Genomic DNA, 16,045 nt, shown 5'->3' on the forward strand with positions numbered 1-16,045 from the left:
TGCTGTGATCTGCGTGGGTTAGCCAGCCTTCGTTGGGGCCGAGGACCGCCTCAACCATCCTCGCCCTACGGGCGGTAAATCGGCTAGGCTCGGCCATCGCAGGAGTTGCCCCGCATGAAGATCGACGACGTTCGCCGCACCGCCTATTCCATGCCGCTCACCAACCCGGCCTTTCCCAAGGGGCCGTACCGGTTCTTCAACCGCGAGTTCTTCGTCATTACCTACCGCACCGATCCGGCGGCGCTGGAAAAGGTGGTGCCCGAGCCGCTGAAAGTGGTCGAGCCGATCGTCAAATATGAGTTCATCCGCATGCCGGATTCGACCGGCTTCGGCGACTACACCGAGACCGGGCAGGTGATCCCGGTCGAGCTGAACGGCGTCAAGGGCGGCTATGTCCACTCCATGTATCTCGACGACGAGGCGCCGATCGCCGGCGGGCGCGAATTGTGGGGCTTTCCCAAGAAGCTGGCCCGGCCGAGCCTGAAAGTGGAGAGCGACACGCTGGTCGGCACGCTCAATTATGGCAGCGTTCTCGTCGCCTCCGCCACCATGGGCTATAAATATCAGGCGCTGGACAAGGCGGCGCTGCACGCCTCGCTTCTCGGGCCGAACTGGGTGCTGAAGATCATCCCGCATGTCGACGGCACGACGCGGGTGTGCGAGCTGGTCGAGTATTATCTCGAGGACATCACGGTCTATGAGGCGTGGACCGGCCCGGCGGCGCTCGGGCTGTTTCCGCATGCGCTGGCGGATGTCGCCAAGCTGCCGGTGCTGGAAGTGATCTCGGCGGCGCATTTCCGCACCGACCTCACTCTCGGCCTCGGCAAGGTGGCGTTCGACTATCTGAAGGACTGAGGCCCTATCCGAGCGTTAGCCGCTCCGTCGCCATAAAGCCAAAAAACAGGGCCAGCCCGAAGGCGACCAGCATCAGCGCGGCGAGAAGTTCCACGCCGCGCAAGGCCACCGTCGCCGCCGACCCGGAACGGTTGGCGGCGAGCCGCACCGCCGCGTGCTTGGCGAACACCGCGAGCGCGGCGATGGCGCTGACCGTCAGCGCCGTGCCGACCCCCATGAGCAGGGCCGAGGCGGCGCCGACCCAGAAAATGCCCTGCGCCAAGGCGAAGACCAGCACGAGAATGGCGCCCGAGCAGGGGCGCAGCCCGACCGACAGCACCGCGCCCCACCAATCGCGCCAGCGATTGCTGCGGGGAAGGTCGTCCGGGTTCGGCATATGGGCATGGCCGTCGCCGCAGCCGCAATCCGGCCCATGGACATGGGCGGGCGTACCGCGCCAGGCGGCCATGAGCGCGCGGCCCTTGATCCAGGCGAGGCGCAGGCCGAGGACGACGATGAGGCCATAGGCGGCGAGTTCGATGAAGCTCACCGCCCGGCTCATCGTCGCGGCGGTGGCGCCGAGGAGGGCGGCGAGCAGGCCGGCAACGGCGATGGCGGTGAGCGCCTGCGCCAGCGCGCTGGCAAAGGCGAGGCCGACGCCGCGCTTCAACGTCGCCTCATTGGCGAGCAGGTAGGAGGAAATCACCGCCTTGCCATGGCCGGGCCCGGCGGCGTGGAACACGCCATAGGCGAAGGAAATGCCGCCGAGCAGCAGCACCGCATGGCCATCCTGCTTGGAGGCGCGCACGGCGGAGGTGAGCAACCGGTAGAATTCCGCCTGCTTGGCGAGGATGAAGCCGGCAAGGCCGCCGGCCTCGGGCGCCGCCGGAGCGCCGACGCCGAACGGGCTCTGGGCGAAGGCGGGGTGGAGCATCAGCGCGCAGGCACCGAGCGTCAGCGCCAACAGGGCAAGCCGGCGTTTCACGAGCACTTGACCGTCACGCGGTTGGCGAATTGCGAACCGAACTGGCTGGCCGAGGTGAGGGCATTGAAGAAGCCTTCCGACAGCGTGGTCGAACTGCTTGTCGCCGCCGGGTCGGGGCGGTGCAGGGTGAGCGCGCAACTGCCGGCGTCGCCGGCGAGCTTCACCGGGTCATCGTCGGCGAGCTGGAAGGCGACGAAATAGGTGGGGTCATAGACATCGAGCGACATTTCGCCCTTCTTCGCCGGCGGATCGGCGAAGGGCAGTGTGAAGTGCAAGGTGAGCGCGGTGCCGTCATAGGTCAGGGAATAGTCCTTCGGCGGCAGGAACTTGATGTCTTGCTTGCCGCGCTTGGCATAGGTGAAGAAGTCGAATTCGTGCAGGGATTCGATGTTCACCTGCGCCAGTTCCTTCAGTGTCTTCTCGCTGGGCTTGCCGTCGGGCGCGGTTTCCAGCCCCTGCAGCGCATAGGTCGAGAACGCCTCGTCGAACTTCCAGTGGTGGCGCACCCCGGTGAGCCGGCCATCGGGCGCGTAGTCGAGTTCCGACTGCACCTCGACCCAGACATGCGGGTGTGCAGTGGCGCCGCCAGTGAGTGCGGTGAGGACGACGAAGATGGCCAGAAGTCGCTGAATCACGTCGGGCCTCTCCGGAGCCGCTGGGGTGTGCGACTGGTGGCGGGGGAGTTCGGCGGAATGGTGACGCAAGGCACTACAAACGGCAACGGCCGCCCTCAGGCGGCCGTCGGATCGTTTCACAACCCCGTGCGGGCCGTGTCTGGAAGTCAGGCCGCCTTCTGCGCCTTCGGCTGGATCAGCTTGCGGTTGACCAGCACTTCGGCGATCTGCACCGCGTTCAGCGCCGCGCCCTTGCGCAGATTGTCCGACACGCACCAGAAGGAGAGGCCATTTTCCACCGTCGCGTCCTCGCGGATGCGCGAGACATAGGTGGCGTCCTCGCCGGCCGCTTCATACGGCGTGATGTAGCCACCGGGCTCGCGCTTGTCGACGACCAGCACACCCGGCGCGTTGCGCAGGATGTCGGTCGCCTCCTCGGCGCTGATCGGATTCTCGAACTCGACGTTCACCGCCTCGGAGTGGGAGATGAACACCGGCACGCGCACGGCGGTGCAGGTGAGCTTGATCTTCGGGTCGAGAATCTTCTTGGTCTCGACCATCACCTTCCACTCTTCCTTCGTGTAGCCGTCTTCCATGAAGACGTCGATGTGAGGAATGACGTTGAAGGCGATGCGCTTGGGGAACTTCTTGGCTTCCACCGGATCGGAGACGAACACGGCGCGGGTCTGGGCGAACAGTTCGTCCATGGCGTCCTTGCCGGCGCCGGAGACGGACTGATAGGTCGCCACGACGACGCGCTTGATCGTCGCCTTGTCGTGCAGCGGCTTGAGGGCCACGACGAGCTGGGCGGTCGAGCAGTTCGGGTTGGCGATGATGTTCTTCTTGGTGAAGCCGGTGATGGCATCAGCATTCACCTCCGGCACGATCAGCGGCACGTCGCTGTCGTAACGGAAGGCGGAGGAATTATCGATCACCACGCAGCCCTGACGGCCGATCTTCGGCGACCATTCCTTGGACACCTCGCCGCCGGCCGACATCAGGCAGATGTCGGTGTCGGAAAAATCGTAATTCTCCAGGGCTTTGCACTTAATGGTCTTGTCGCCGAAAGAAACCTCGGTGCCGACGGAGCGGCGAGAGGCGAGCGCGACCACCTCGTCGGCGGGAAAGCCCCGCTCGGAGAGGATGTCGAGCATTTCGCGGCCCACATTACCCGTGGCACCGACGATGGCGACCTTGTAGCCCATGTGCTGATCTCCTGAAGGCCCTGCCATTCACAGGCTCGGGCGAGCGCGGGCTTTTACGCGATAAGGCGAAGCGAGGCAACGGGTGGGCTTTGCACGGCGGGGGTGATCGCAGATGACGATCCTTCGAGGCTCGCTGCGCTCGCACCTCAGGATGACGGGGTACTTGCCCGGCGCGATGGCATCTTGCCTAAGGGGAAACGCGACGTTCACCGAAGCCGGGCGCCTCGGGATAACTCTAATCCAGTGGGATCATACACCCGTCGTTGCTTGTTGAAGAAGCCACGTCATCCTGAGGTGCGAGCGCAGCGAGCCTCGAAGGATGGTGATCCGGGCACTTCATATCTTCCGCGGCGCGTGTCGTCGCGCTGCGCCACGGATCGTATCCCAATCGCCACGGATGAGGGCGTCCTTCTTGATCCGGCTCCAGCCCTTGGTCTGCCGTTCGGCCGCAATAGCGTCGGTGATGCGCTCGAACGCTTCCGACCAGACAAGCGTGACGGGACGGCGGTGGGATGTATATCCGCGATAGCTCCCGTCCTGGTGCTCGGCGAGCCGTTTTTCCAGCGGGCTGCTGGTCGAGCCGATATAATAGGAGCCGTCGGCGCAGCGGAGCATGTAGACGAACGCCGCCATTCCCCGCTCCCGGATGAGCATCCTTCGAGGCCCGGCTGCGCCGGGCACCTCAGGATGACGATCGCTTTAGGAGAAGCAAGGGTCTTCATTCCGATGAGCCCGCAAGCCGCGTCATCCTGAGGTGCGAGCGAAGCGAGCCTCGAAGGAGTATCGTCGGGCACACCCTCACCCCTTCGCCGCGACCGTCTCCACCGGTGCGCCGGCGACCTTCCAGGCGGTGAAGCCGCCCGTAAGGTGGCACAGCTTGTCCAGCCCCATTTCCTGCGCCGTCTTGGTCGCCAGTGCCGAGCGCCAGCCCAGCGAGCAGTAGAACACGAAGCGCTTGTCCTGCTGGAAGATCTCCTTGGCGTAGGGGCTTTCCGGGTCGATCCAGAATTCGAGCAGGCCGCGCGGGCAGGAGAAGGCGCCTGGAATGGCGCCCTCGCGCTCGCGCTCGCGCGGGTCGCGCAGATCGACGAACACCACGTCGTCGCGGCCGTGCAGGGCCGTGGCCTCGGTGACGTCGATGGCGCTCACCACGGCGTCCGCCTCGGCGAGCAGCTGCTTGTAGCCCTTCTTCATCGCCTCACTCCGCCGCATCAATGCCGGCATCGACACCCGGCGCGGGCGCGGTGCCGGTGATGCCGAAGCGGCGCTCGACATAGTCCTCGACGATTTTCTTGAAATCCTCGCGCAGGCTCGGCCCACGCAGCGTCATCGCCTTCTTGCCGTCGAGATAGACCGGGGCGGTGGGGAACTCGCCGGTGCCGGGCAGCGAGATGCCGATATCGGCATGCTTCGACTCGCCCGGCCCGTTGACGATGCAGCCCATGACCGCGACGTTCAGCGTCTCCACGCCTGGATAGCGCTTCTTCCATTCCGGCATGGAGGTACGGATGAAGTCCTGCACCTCGAAGGCCAGTTCCTGGAAGGTGGTGGAAGTGGTGCGCCCGCAGCCGGGGCAGGCGGCGACCAGCGGCACGAAGGTGCGCAGGCCCATGGTCTGCAGCATTTCCTGCGCCACCGTCACCTCGCGGGTGCGGTCGCCGCCGGGTTCGGGGGTGAGCGAGACGCGGATCGTGTCACCGATGCCTTGCTGGAGCAGCACGCCCATCGCGGTGGACGAGGCGACGATGCCCTTGGAGCCCATGCCGGCCTCGGTGAGGCCGAGATGCAGCGCGTAATCGGCGCGGCGGGCGAGTTCGGCATAGACGGTGATGAGGTCCTGCACCGCCGAGACCTTGGCGGAGAGGATGATCTGATCACGCGGCAGGCCGATCTCCTCCGCCAGCGCGGCCGAGAGCAGGGCCGAGCGCACCAGCGCCTCGCGGGTGACGGCGCGCGCCTCCGCCGGGCGGGGCAGCTTGGCGTTCTCGTCCATCAGCGCGGTGAGCAGGTCGCCGTCGAGCGATCCCCAATTGGCGCCGATGCGCACCGCCTTGCGGTAGCGGATCGCCTGCTCGACGATGGTGGTAAAGTGGCGGTCGCGCTTCTCGCCGAAACCGACATTGCCGGGATTGATGCGGTATTTGTCGAGCGCCTCGGCGCAGGCCGGGTACTTCGTCAGCAGCAGATGGCCGTTGTAGTGGAAGTCGCCGACGATGGGGGTGTCGAGTCCCATCTTGAGCAGGCGCTCCTTGATCTCGGGCACCGCCATCGCCGCTTCCTCGCGGTCCACGGTGATGCGCACGATTTCCGAGCCGGCGCGGGCGAGCGCGGCGACCTGCCGGGCGGTGCCTTCGGCGTCTGCCGTATCGGTATTGGTCATCGACTGCACGACGACGGGCGCGCCGCCGCCGACGGTGACGCCGCCGACCTTCACCGCGACGGTGCGGCGGCGGGGAGCAGGCCCGGCGGCTTCAAGCTCGGGGGCGACGACGGGGGCGGGGGAGAGGGCGTCCATGTTCATCGTCCGGGGACTAAAGCGCGCGGCGGGCGGCAGGGGGTAAGACGGGGCGGGCGGGGCGTCAACGGGCGGCCTCGGCGGGCGCGGTGGCGGCGTCCGCTTGCGCCGTGGCGGCGCGGCACTTTGCGCAGGTGCCGGCGATCTCCACCACCGGCGTGCGCGGGGTGAAGCCCTCGGCACGGGTCGCCCAGGCGAGGTCGCGGCCGATGGCGTGGGAGGCGACTTCCGCCGTCACGCCGCAGCCCTCGCAGATGAGGAACACGATCACGTCGTCGGGGCCGTGCTCGCGCCCGCAGACGAGATAGGCATTGCGGCTTTCGATGCGGTGGGCCAGCCCTCGCTCACCAGAAAGTCCAGCGCCCGGTAGACCGACATCGGTGGCGGCTTCTCGCCGGAGGCGCCGAGCCGTTCGACGATGTCATAGGCGCCGAGCGGGGTGTGGCTGTCGGCCAGTTCCTCCAGCACGCGGCGGCGCAGCAAGGTCAGCCGCGCGCCGCTCTTGGCGCAGCGCGCCTCGAAGCGGGCGATGGCCCCGGCGACGCAGGCGGCGTGGTCGTGGTCGTGGTCGTGGCCATGGTGGTCATGCCCGTGCGGGCCGGTGGGGAGAGGTAAAACCGACATGTGAATAATATAGACCCTCCGGCGTCACGGCGCCATGACGGCTCCACTCACGTCCTGTTCACGCCCGCCGTCACCCCATTGGGGCGGAGGCGACGAAAGAGGGAGCGGCTGGCGGCGGCTTTGGCGCGCTTCGCCCTTGTGGGCGTCCGTGTGCCGGAGCAGGATACAGGTGCCGGTTCGTCAAGTGGGGGTTCCATGAAGGCTTTCAAGTTCATTCTCGTGGCGGCGCTCGCGCTGCCTCTGGCGGCGTGTTTCGAGGGGCCGTCCGGCCCGGCGGGTCCGAAGGGCGAGGCCGGTGTGGCCGGTGCGGCGGGGCCTGCCGGCCCCGCAGGTCCCGCTGGCGCCACGGGTCCCGCTGGCCCCGCCGGTCCCGCTGGCCCGGCCGGTCCCACCGGTCCGCAGGGGCCGGCCGGCACGGCTGGCGCGGCGGGCGCGCCCGGTTCCTCGTCGCTCACCGTGCGCAGCGTGCCGTGCCCGGCGGCGGGCTGCACCAGCAGCTGCGGAAAGCGGCGAGGTCATCGTCTCCGGCTATTGCGTCAACACCGAGCGCGGCTTCCAGCACATCGCCTCCTTCGCCGATGATGGCGGCAAGACGGTGGTCGCCTGCGAGCACCCGGTGAAGGAAGTGGTCGCGGTCTGCCTCAAGCAGCCCTGATCCGCGTCCGAGCCTCTGTCGAGGCGGGGCGGTGATGGGCACGTCACCGCTCCGCCCTAGATTCCAGCGGGCGGCCGCAGCCGCCCGTCCCGTCGCATGAGGAATTGACTATGTCCCTGAAGGGTAAGAACGCCGTCGTCACCGGCTCCACCAGTGGCATCGGCCTCGCTATCGCCCGCGCCTTCGCCGCCGAGGGGGTGAATGTCACGCTGAACGGCTTCGGCGATGCGGCCGAGATCGAGGCGTTGCGCGCCGGCATCGAAAGCGAATTCGGCGTCCGCGCGCTTTATTCCGACGCCGACCTCACCAAGGCGGCGGCCTGCGCCGGGCTGGTGGCCTATGCCGAAAAGGAACTCGGCTCGGTCGACATTCTCGTGAACAATGCCGGCATGCAGCATGTCGCTCCGGTGGAGGAATTCCCGGACGACAAATGGGACCTCATTCTGGCGCTGAACCTCTCCGCCGCCTTCCACGCCATCAAGGCCGCCGTGCCGGGCATGAAGGCGCGCCAGTGGGGGCGCATCATCAACACCGGCTCCGCCCATGCGCTGGTGGCCTCGCCGTTCAAATCCGCCTATGTCGCCGCCAAGCACGGCATTGCCGGCCTGACCAAGACCGTGGCGCTGGAGACGGCGCCGTTCGGCATCACCGTCAACGCCATCTGCCCCGGCTATGTCTGGACGCCGCTGGTGGAAAAGCAGATTCCCGACACCATGAAGGCGCGCGGCATGACCGAGCAGCAGGTGAAGGACATGCTGCTGGCGGAGCAGCCGACCAAGCAGTTCGTCACCGTCGAGGAGGTGGCGGCGCTGGCGGTGTTCCTCGCCAGTGACGCGGCGCGCTCGATCACCGGCGCGTTGCAGCAGATCGATGGCGGCTGGGTGGCGAAGTAGCGCCTCTCGACGCGCGGGCGGCTTTGTGGTGTGACGGCGCGATGAGCGACACTGTCACGCCCGCCCCGCCCGCCTTCGACATCGCCGCCCGCGTACTCTACCGCGACGGCATGATGCTGGTCATCGACAAGCCGGCGGGCCTTGCCGTGCATAAAGGCCCGAAGGGCGGCGAGACGCTGGCCGACCATCTCGACGCGCTGCGCTTCGGCCTGCCCAATGCGCCGGAGCTGGCGCACCGGCTCGACAAGGACACCTCCGGCTGCCTCGTGCTCGGCCGCCACCGCAAGGCGCTGGCCGACCTCGGCAAGGCGTTCGCGGACGGTACGGTGGGCAAGACCTATATGGCCGTGGTGCGCGGCGTACCGGCACAGACGCGCGGGCGCATCGAGCTGCGCCTCGCCAAGCGCTCGCCGACGCGCGGCTGGTGGATGGCGGTGGACCCCAAGGGCCAGGAAGCCATCACCGAGTGGCAGACGATCGCGCAGGGCGAGGGGCTGGCGGTGCTGGCGCTATCCCCGCTTACCGGGCGCACCCACCAGCTGCGTGTGCATCTCGACGCCATCGGCCACCCGATCCTGGGCGACAGCATCTATGGTGGCGCCTCGCGTCTGCCGGGCGGGCCGATCCTGCACCTGCATTCGCGTCGGGCGGTGATCCCGCAGAAGAAGGGGCGCGACGCGGTGGATGTGCGGGCGCCCTTGCCCCCGCATATGCGGGCGACGCTGGCGCGCGCGGGCTTCGATCCCGCCGCGCTGGAAGCACAGGCGGACGCCGCCATCTTCACGCCGCGAGCGGGCACCAGGCCGCGCTAATTCTAAACCACCCGCAAGCCGGGCTTGAGCGTGCGCGCCACCCGGCCGCCGAACTGGCCGCAGCCGATCAGCCCCGGCGTCGGGTGGGTGATGACATGCACCGGCATCTCGGCGAGGCGCCCCTCGAAGGGCGGGTGCTCCTCGAAGGCGGCGCGGAAGTCCGACGTTGCGAACAGCGAGGAAAGGCCGACCGAGACGCCGCCGGCGAGAAACACGCCGCCGCGCGCATTGGTGATCAGCGCGAGATCGCCGGCGATACGGCCGAACAGCCGCAGGAACACGTGGCAGCTGTGCCGGGCCGCGTCGTCGTCACGCTTCGCCGCCGCGATCACCTCTTCCGGCGAGAGGGCATTGCCGGAGAGGATGCGGTGGATGCGGGCGAGGCCGGAGCCGGAGAGCGCGTGCTCCACCACGACGGGGCCGAGCTCGCGCACCATATGGCCGAGCAGCAGCGCCTCTTCCGAATCGGCGGCGCCGAGCCGCACCCGTCCGCCCTCGCCGGTGAGCACCATGCGGTTGCGGCCGGTCTTGACAAGCATGGCGGTGCCGAAGCCGGTGCCGGGGCCGCACACGAGGATCGGCGCATCGCGCTCGGCATGGCCGCTGCCGACCGCGACGAGGTCGTCGGCGGTGAGCGCCGGCACGCCCAGCGCCAGCGCCTCGAAATCGTTCAGCACGTTGAATTTCTGCCAGCCGAAATAGCGGCGCATCTCGCCCTTGGAGAAGGCCCAGTCGCGGTTGGTGAGGCGGATCTCCTCCTCATCCGCCGGACCGGCCACCGCCAGCACCGCACCGCCGACCGTGGCCCGCGCCTCCTCGCCACGCTGGGCGAGGTCGGCCTCGATCATCCGCTCGAAGCCGGTGAAATCGTCATTGCGATGGATCTGGATGTCACGCGGCACGCCGTCCGGGCCGACAAGGGCGAGGCGGGAGGAGGTTCCGCCGATATCGGCGATGAGGATCTTGCTGGGCATGTTCCATTCGCTGCAGGACGAGGCCGGGGGAGGGCGGCATGGCAAGGATTAGGGCCCATTCGGACCCGGTTCGACAACCCCCATGCCGCCATTTGGATGCACCGCTTGCGGGAAGTTGCGGATAAGGTTGCCTTCCCGCCCGCCTCGGCCTAGTCCCATCGCGATGAAAGACACGCGCTCGTCTCCCCGCCGCCCGGCTTCGGGCTCCCCCGCCGGTTCCCCGCCCGCCTCCGAGGCGCCGGGCCTCGCCGCCCGCCGCGCCGCCGCCGAGGCGGTGCTCGCGGTGCTGGACACCGGCCACCCGCTCGAAGAGACGCTGGAGCGGCTCACCCGTGGGCTGGAGGACCGCGACCGGGCGCTGGCGCGGATGATCGCGGCGACGACGCTGCGGCGGCTGGGCAGCCTGCGCGCGCTGCTGAAGACGCTGCTGGAACGCGGCATTCCCGACAAGGCGCGGCGGGTGGAGGTGCTGATCCTCACCGGCGCGGCGCAGATCCTGTTCATGGACGTGCCGGACCACGCGGCGGTCGGCACCACGGTGACGCTGGTGGGCGAGCAGGCGGCGACCGCCGGCTTCAAGGGGCTCGCCAATGCCGTGCTGCGGCGGATTGCCCGCGAAGGGCGAGCGGTGCTGCCCGACGCCGCCGACCAGCCGGAATGGCTGGTGGAAGGCTGGACCGCGGCCTATGGCCCGGCGCAGGGAGAAGCGATCTCCCGCGCGCTGGCGCAGGAGGCGCCGCTTGATCTGACCGCGCGCGAGAACCCGGCGGCGCTGGCGGAAAAGCTCGGCGGGCGGCTGCTGCCCACGGGCTCGATCCGCCTTGTCGAGGCCGGCAATGTCACCGCGCTGCCCGGCTTCGCGGAGGGCGAGTGGTGGGTGCAGGACGCGGCGGCGGCGCTGCCGGCGCGGCTGCTGCGCCCGGCGGCGGGAATGACCATCGCCGATCTCTGCGCTGCACCCGGCGGCAAGACCGCTCAGCTCGCCGCCGCCGGCGCGCGGGTGGTGGCGGTGGACCGTTCCGGCCCGCGCCTGCGCCGGCTCAAGGCCAATCTGGCGCGGCTCAACCTTTCCGCCGACATCGTCGAGGCCGACGCCACCCGGCTCAATGCCGGGCCGTTCGACGGCGTGCTGATCGACGCGCCCTGTTCGGCCACCGGCACCATACGCCGCCACCCGGAAGTCGCCTGGACCAAGGCGCCGGGCGACATTGCCAGCCTCGCCGACCTACAGACGCGCCTGCTCTCCCACGCTGCCGACATGGTGAAGCCGGGCGGGGTGCTGGTCTATTCCACCTGCTCACTGGAGCCGGAGGAAGGCGAGCGGCAGGTCGCGGCCTTCCTTGAGCGCCGGCCGGATTTCGTCCGCGACCCGGTGACGCCGGGCGAGGGCGGCATCCCCGCGGAATGGATCAATGCCGAGGGCGAGGTGCGCACCCTGCCCACCCATCTGCCGGACGAGGACCCGCGCTTTGCCGGTCTCGACGGCTTCTTCGCCGCGCGGCTGCGCCGGGGGTGAGCTTTTCCACCTGCGCCGCCTTCCGCCCTGCTGCCCGGTTGGAGGCCGGGACTCGCTCCGCTAAGCTCGCGTCCATGGCAGAGCTGGTGATTCCCGGCGTCTTCGAGAGGGGCTGAGGCGCTGATGGCCCGCGACATCCACGCGAAGCGCGCCCGCCTGGCGCTGTTCGCGATCGAGACCGGCTGGAACAGGCTGGTGGCGCGCACGCTGGTGCATCCTTGGTTTCCCTGGCGGGCGACGGCCGTGCCGGTGCCCTCGCGCCTGCTGTTCGCCCCGCATGAGCTGCGCACCGGCGACCCCGCCCGCGCCGCCGAATTCTATGCCGGACGCTACAGCTTCGTCGGCAAGCTGGTGCTGACCGACGGCGCCTCGCCTTTCGAGATGGAGCCGCCCTCGCCGGAATGGGCGCGCGAGCTCCATTCCTTCGGCTGGTTGCGGCATTTGCAGGCGGCGGCCTCGCCGGTCGCCCGCGCCCATGCCCGCGCGCTGGTCGGCGACTGGATCGCCATGCGCGGCCACCGCCTGCCGCTGGCCTCCGCCCCGGATGTGGCGGCGCGGCGGGTGACGAGCTGGCTCACCCAGGCGCCGTTGATCCTGCAGGATGCCGATCCGAGCTTCCACCGCCGCTTCATCCGCAGCCTTACCGCGCAGGTGCGTTACATCAAGAGCGTGGGACCGAGCGCGCCGGACGGGCGGGCGCGGCTGTCCTGCGCCTTCGCCCTGGCGCTGGCCAGCCTGTGCATGGCCGACCAGACACGGTTGATGCGCGCGGCGCAGAAGCGGCTGGTGGAGGAGCTCGACCGGCAGGTGCTGGGCGATGGCGGCCATGTCAGCCGCAATCCCGGCCTGCTGATCGAGGTGCTGCTCGACCTGCTGCCGCTGCGCCAGAGCTATGAGGCGCGGCATGTGCCGCCGCCGCCGGCGCTGCTCAACGCGCTCGACCGGATGATGCCAATGCTGCGCTTCTTCCGCCATGTCGATGGCGCCTTCGCGCTGTTCAACGGCATGGGGCCGACGCCGGCGGACGTGCTCGCCACCGTGCTGGCCTATGACGATGCGCGCGGGCGGCCGGTGGCGAATGCGCCCTATTCCGGCTATCAGCGCATGGAAGCCGGCGCCACCGTGGTCATCGCCGACACCGGCGCCCCACCGCCGCTGCCGGTGAGCCTGGAGGCGCATGCGGGCTGTCTTTCCTTCGAGCTTTCCGCCGGGCGGCACCGTATCGTGGTCAATTGCGGCCTGCCGGCCGCCGGGCGCGACGAATGGCGCGCGGTGGCGCGGCAGACGGCGGCGCATTCCACCGTCGTGGTGGAGGATGCCTCCTCCTGCCGCTTCCTCGCCGCCGGCCCGCTGACGCGCCTGTGCGGCGCGCCGGTGCTGAGCGGACCCCGCGACCTGCATGTCGACCGCAGCGAGCGTGGCGGGGCGGATGTGCTGCGCGCCAGCCATGACGGCTATGCCGGCCGCTTCGGCGTGGTGCATCAGCGCTCCTGGCGGCTGTCGGCCGACGGCATGCGGCTCGATGGCGAGGATCTGTTCCGCGTGGCGCAGGGCGAGGAATTCTCCGCCGACCAGCCGGCCCGCTACGCGGTGCGCTTTCATCTGCACCCTTCGGTCGAGCCTTCGCGCACCTCGGACGGGCAGACGGTGATCCTGCGCCTGCCGGATGGCGATGACTGGGCCTTCACCGCGCCGGGCAGCAGCGTGGCGATCGAGGAGAGCATCTTCCTCGGCAGCGGCGCCGGCCCGCGCCGCACGGCGCAGCTGGTCATGACCGGCACGGCGCGGCAGACGCCGCGGGTGGAATGGACCTTCGTCCAGCTCAAGGCGCTGCGGGGATAGCGGCGGCGCACGGCAGCCCTGCCGGCCGGGCGGTTCACCCGGAAGGCCAGACGTGGTAGGGGCGGCGGCTTCCTCGTTCAAACGCACTGGCCGCTCCCATGTCTGGTTCAACGCCCGCTGATATCCGCCCCATCGCCCGCGCTCTGCTCTCGGTCTCCGACAAGACCGGCCTCGTGCCCTTCGCGCAGGCGCTCGCCGCCAAGGGCATCGCGCTGGTGTCCACCGGCGGGACGCGCAAGGCGCTGGCCGAGGCGGGGCTGACCGTGGCGGATGTGTCGGACCTCACCGGCTTTCCCGAAATGATGGACGGGCGGGTGAAGACGCTGCATCCCGGCGTGCATGGCGGCATTCTCGCCATTCGCGACGATGCCGGCCACCGCGCCTCCATGGACGAACACGGCATCCTGCCGATCGACCTCGTGGTGGTGAATCTCTACCCGTTCGAGGCCACGGTGGCGCGCGGCGCCGGCTATGACGACTGCGTCGAGAACATCGACATTGGCGGCCCGGCGATGATCCGCGCCGCCGCCAAGAACCATGCGGATGTGGCGGTGGTGGTCGATCCCGCGAGCTACGCCACCGTGCTGGCCGACCTCGAGGAAAAGGGCGGCACGAGCCTCGCCACCCGGCGCAAGCTGGCGCAGCTCGCCTATGCCCGCACCGCCACCTATGACGGCGCCATCGCCGCCTGGTTCGCCGAGGTCGAGGCGAAGGAGAACGCGGAAGCGGCGGCGGAAAGCCGGGTGTTCGGCGGGCGCCTCGCGGAGGCGCTGCGCTATGGCGAGAACCCGCACCAGAGCGCGGCCTTCTATGTCGGCGGCCCGGCACGGCCGGGGGTAGCCACCGCCCGCCAGCTGCAGGGCAAGGCGCTGTCCTACAACAATCTCAACGACACCGACGCGGCCTTCGAGGCGGTGGCGGAGTTCGACCCCGCCCGCGCCCCGGCGGTGGTGATCGTCAAGCACGCCAATCCCTGCGGTGTCGCCGAGGGTGAGACGCTGGTCGAGGCCTATCGCAAGGCGCTGGCCTGCGACCCGACCTCGGCCTTTGGCGGCATTGTGGCGCTGAACCGCACGCTGGATGCGGACGCCGCCCGCGCCATCGTCGACATCTTTACCGAGGTGATCGTCGCCCCCGACGCGACCGAGGAAGCCGCCGCCATTGTCGGCGCCAAGAAGAATCTGCGCCTGCTGGTGACCGGCGGCCTGCCGGACCCGCGCGGCGGCGGGCTGGCGGTGAAGTCGCTCGCCGGCGGCTATCTCGTGCAGTCGCGCGACAATGCCGTGGTGGACGACATGGCGCTGAAAGTGGTGACCAAGCGCGCGCCGACGGCGAAGGAACTGGCGGACCTCGCCTTCGCCTTCCGCGTGGTGAAGCATGTGAAGTCGAACGCCATCGTCTATGCCAAGGACCTCGCGACCGTCGGTATCGGCGCCGGGCAGATGAGCCGGGTCGATTCGGCCCGTATCGCCGCCCACAAGGCGCGCGACGCCGCCGAGGCGGCAGGGAGCGCCGAGCCGCTGACGCGCGGCAGCGTGGTGGCCTCCGACGCCTTCTTCCCCTTCGCCGACGGGCTGATCACGGCCATCGAGGCCGGGGCCACCGCGGTGATCCAGCCGGGCGGCTCGATCCGCGACGCGGATGTGATCGCGGCGGCGGACGCGGCCGGCATCGCCATGGTGTTCACCGGCATCCGCCATTTCCGCCACTGAGCGGGACGGACAAGCCAACGAAAAAGGGCCGGCGCGAGCCGGCCCTTTGCGTGTGAGGCGCGTCGCCTCAGAAGCGGTAGGTGACACCGAGACCGACGATCCACGGGTCGAGATCGGCCTTGCCGGAGAGCGCCTGGCCGGCGACGACCACGTCGAAATCGGGCTTGAGGAAGAGCTTCTTCACGTCGACGTTAAGGCCCCAGTGCTCGTCGAACATGTAGTCGAAGCCGACCTGCAGCGCCCAGCCGAACGTGTCCTTCACATCGATCGAATCGGCCGAATAGGCCTTCTGGTCGAAGAAGAAGGTGTAGTTGATGCCCGCGCCGACATAGGGCTTGAACGCGCCGAAATCGGTGAAGTGATATTGCAGCGTCAGGGTCGGCGGCAGCAGCCACACTTCGCCGATCTTGTTCAGGCTGGAGATCGTGCCAGTGCCGTTGATGTCGTGCGGGGTGACGCCGAGGATCAGTTCGGCGGCCCAGTTCTTGGTGAAGTAGTAGGTGATGTCGAGTTCCGGCACCACGGAATCCGAGATGTCGAGCCCGGAGCCGGGGACGCCGCGCACCGAACCATTATCCTCGGGGAACACGCCGAGCAGGCGCAGGCGAATCTGCCACGGGCTCTGTTCCTGCACCGGCGCGGGCGCCTTGTAGGCGAGCGGCGCGGCCTTGGAGATGTCGGCGGCCAGCGCCGGGCCTCCCATCAGAGCCGCGCCCGCGAGCGCGAGGACCGCCGGCGCGGCGGTGCGAGCAAAAAATGACCGGATGGACGACATGCCCCAAACCCCTTTATTCCCTTAAGCCCTGTGCAAGGGCGCGGGCCTATTGGTGAGGGCGCGGGCGAGTCGTGCGCTTGATCGAGATC

The 16,045-nt window shown here is 69.1% G+C and carries 16 protein-coding genes; 6 read left to right on the forward strand and 10 right to left on the reverse strand.

Annotated elements, in window-relative coordinates; all coding sequences use genetic code 11:
- Positions 1-114 precede the first annotated feature (114 nt).
- Positions 115-855 (forward strand): acetoacetate decarboxylase, encoded by a 741-nt coding sequence (locus ACP2AH_RS07360; protein WP_425105199.1) that lies wholly within the window; start codon positions 115-117, stop codon positions 853-855.
- A gap of 4 nt (positions 856-859) precedes the next feature.
- On the opposite strand, the gene ACP2AH_RS07365 is transcribed toward ACP2AH_RS07360, so the two are convergent.
- From ACP2AH_RS07365 to ACP2AH_RS07400, 8 genes are all read right to left on the reverse strand, one after another.
- Positions 860-1,819: a nickel/cobalt transporter gene (locus tag ACP2AH_RS07365; protein ID WP_425105200.1), complete on the reverse strand. Its 960-nt coding sequence runs from the start codon at positions 1,817-1,819 to the stop codon at positions 860-862.
- Positions 1,816-2,454 (reverse strand): DUF1007 family protein, encoded by a 639-nt coding sequence (locus ACP2AH_RS07370; RefSeq protein WP_425105201.1) that lies wholly within the window; start codon positions 2,452-2,454, stop codon positions 1,816-1,818. Before ACP2AH_RS07370 ends, ACP2AH_RS07365 begins: the two co-directional genes overlap by 4 nt.
- A 146-nt stretch (positions 2,455-2,600) precedes the next feature.
- On the reverse strand, positions 2,601-3,638 hold the full coding sequence (locus ACP2AH_RS07375) for an aspartate-semialdehyde dehydrogenase (RefSeq protein ID WP_425105202.1): 1,038 nt from the start codon (positions 3,636-3,638) through the stop codon (positions 2,601-2,603).
- A 336-nt stretch (positions 3,639-3,974) separates the two neighbouring features.
- Positions 3,975-4,271: a GIY-YIG nuclease family protein gene (locus ACP2AH_RS07380; protein ID WP_425105203.1), complete on the reverse strand. Its 297-nt coding sequence runs from the start codon at positions 4,269-4,271 to the stop codon at positions 3,975-3,977.
- A gap of 165 nt (positions 4,272-4,436) precedes the next feature.
- Positions 4,437-4,832, reverse strand: a complete 396-nt coding sequence (locus ACP2AH_RS07385) for a rhodanese-like domain-containing protein (RefSeq protein ID WP_425105204.1) — start codon at positions 4,830-4,832, stop codon at positions 4,437-4,439.
- A 4-nt stretch (positions 4,833-4,836) separates the two neighbouring features.
- Entirely contained in the window at positions 4,837-6,153 is a 1,317-nt protein-coding gene (gene ispG, locus ACP2AH_RS07390; RefSeq protein WP_425105205.1) for a flavodoxin-dependent (E)-4-hydroxy-3-methylbut-2-enyl-diphosphate synthase, read from the reverse strand.
- Between the two features lie 64 nt (positions 6,154-6,217).
- Positions 6,218-6,418 carry a hypothetical protein gene (locus tag ACP2AH_RS07395; protein WP_425105206.1) on the reverse strand — a complete coding sequence of 67 codons (201 nt, stop codon included), beginning with the start codon at positions 6,416-6,418 and terminating at the stop codon, positions 6,218-6,220.
- A 2-nt stretch (positions 6,419-6,420) separates the two neighbouring features.
- Positions 6,421-6,777: a hypothetical protein gene (locus ACP2AH_RS07400; RefSeq protein WP_425105207.1), complete on the reverse strand. Its 357-nt coding sequence runs from the start codon at positions 6,775-6,777 to the stop codon at positions 6,421-6,423.
- Between the two features lie 765 nt (positions 6,778-7,542).
- Between ACP2AH_RS07400 and ACP2AH_RS07405 the strand changes: the two genes are divergently transcribed.
- Positions 7,543-8,325, forward strand: coding sequence for a 3-hydroxybutyrate dehydrogenase (locus ACP2AH_RS07405; protein WP_425105208.1), 783 nt, complete (start codon positions 7,543-7,545; stop codon positions 8,323-8,325).
- A gap of 41 nt (positions 8,326-8,366) precedes the next feature.
- Positions 8,367-9,137 (forward strand): RluA family pseudouridine synthase, encoded by a 771-nt coding sequence (locus tag ACP2AH_RS07410; protein ID WP_425105209.1) that lies wholly within the window; start codon positions 8,367-8,369, stop codon positions 9,135-9,137.
- Between the two features lie 2 nt (positions 9,138-9,139).
- On the opposite strand, the gene ACP2AH_RS07415 is transcribed toward ACP2AH_RS07410, so the two are convergent.
- Positions 9,140-10,111 (reverse strand): glucokinase, encoded by a 972-nt coding sequence (locus tag ACP2AH_RS07415; RefSeq protein WP_425105210.1) that lies wholly within the window; start codon positions 10,109-10,111, stop codon positions 9,140-9,142.
- A 163-nt stretch (positions 10,112-10,274) separates the two neighbouring features.
- Between ACP2AH_RS07415 and rsmB the strand changes: the two genes are divergently transcribed.
- The 3 genes from rsmB to purH all read left to right on the forward strand — a co-directional run bounded on the left by rsmB (position 10,275) and on the right by purH (position 15,181).
- The gene (rsmB, locus tag ACP2AH_RS07420) at positions 10,275-11,627 is read left to right on the forward strand and encodes a 16S rRNA (cytosine(967)-C(5))-methyltransferase RsmB (protein WP_425105211.1); all 1,353 of its coding nucleotides are present in this window, start codon (positions 10,275-10,277) and stop codon (positions 11,625-11,627) included.
- 123 nt (positions 11,628-11,750) lie between these two features.
- Complete coding sequence (locus ACP2AH_RS07425) at positions 11,751-13,469, forward strand: heparinase II/III family protein (RefSeq protein WP_425105212.1); 1,719 nt, start codon at positions 11,751-11,753, stop codon at positions 13,467-13,469.
- Between the two features lie 98 nt (positions 13,470-13,567).
- Positions 13,568-15,181, forward strand: coding sequence for a bifunctional phosphoribosylaminoimidazolecarboxamide formyltransferase/IMP cyclohydrolase (gene purH / locus ACP2AH_RS07430; RefSeq protein ID WP_425105213.1), 1,614 nt, complete (start codon positions 13,568-13,570; stop codon positions 15,179-15,181).
- A gap of 67 nt (positions 15,182-15,248) precedes the next feature.
- Here the strand turns inward: purH and ACP2AH_RS07435 are convergent, their stop codons facing one another.
- Positions 15,249-15,956 carry an OmpW/AlkL family protein gene (locus ACP2AH_RS07435; RefSeq protein ID WP_425105214.1) on the reverse strand — a complete coding sequence of 236 codons (708 nt, stop codon included), beginning with the start codon at positions 15,954-15,956 and terminating at the stop codon, positions 15,249-15,251.
- Positions 15,957-16,045: the final 89 nt, after the last annotated feature.

Source organism: Ancylobacter sp. (assembly GCF_965249975.1).
Classification (GTDB): domain Bacteria; phylum Pseudomonadota; class Alphaproteobacteria; order Rhizobiales; family Xanthobacteraceae; genus Ancylobacter.

Excerpts from the sequence above, each read along its gene's own strand:
- ACP2AH_RS07415 (WP_425105210.1), bottom strand. The coding sequence starts at position 10,111 with ATGCCCAGCAAGATCCTCATCGCCGATATCGGCGGAACCTCCTCCCGC.
- ACP2AH_RS07385 (WP_425105204.1), bottom strand. The coding sequence starts at position 4,832 with ATGAAGAAGGGCTACAAGCAGCTGCTCGCCGAGGCGGACGCCGTGGTG.
- ACP2AH_RS07410 (WP_425105209.1), top strand. The coding sequence starts at position 8,367 with ATGAGCGACACTGTCACGCCCGCCCCGCCCGCCTTCGACATCGCCGCC.
- ACP2AH_RS07380 (WP_425105203.1), bottom strand. The coding sequence starts at position 4,271 with ATGGCGGCGTTCGTCTACATGCTCCGCTGCGCCGACGGCTCCTATTAT.
- purH (WP_425105213.1), top strand. The coding sequence starts at position 13,568 with ATGTCTGGTTCAACGCCCGCTGATATCCGCCCCATCGCCCGCGCTCTG.
- ACP2AH_RS07375 (WP_425105202.1), bottom strand. The coding sequence starts at position 3,638 with ATGGGCTACAAGGTCGCCATCGTCGGTGCCACGGGTAATGTGGGCCGC.
- ACP2AH_RS07400 (WP_425105207.1), bottom strand. The coding sequence starts at position 6,777 with ATGTCGGTTTTACCTCTCCCCACCGGCCCGCACGGGCATGACCACCAT.
- ACP2AH_RS07425 (WP_425105212.1), top strand. The coding sequence starts at position 11,751 with ATGGCCCGCGACATCCACGCGAAGCGCGCCCGCCTGGCGCTGTTCGCG.
- ACP2AH_RS07435 (WP_425105214.1), bottom strand. The coding sequence starts at position 15,956 with ATGTCGTCCATCCGGTCATTTTTTGCTCGCACCGCCGCGCCGGCGGTC.
- ACP2AH_RS07360 (WP_425105199.1), top strand. The coding sequence starts at position 115 with ATGAAGATCGACGACGTTCGCCGCACCGCCTATTCCATGCCGCTCACC.
- rsmB (WP_425105211.1), top strand. The coding sequence starts at position 10,275 with ATGAAAGACACGCGCTCGTCTCCCCGCCGCCCGGCTTCGGGCTCCCCC.
- ispG (WP_425105205.1), bottom strand. The coding sequence starts at position 6,153 with ATGGACGCCCTCTCCCCCGCCCCCGTCGTCGCCCCCGAGCTTGAAGCC.
- ACP2AH_RS07405 (WP_425105208.1), top strand. The coding sequence starts at position 7,543 with ATGTCCCTGAAGGGTAAGAACGCCGTCGTCACCGGCTCCACCAGTGGC.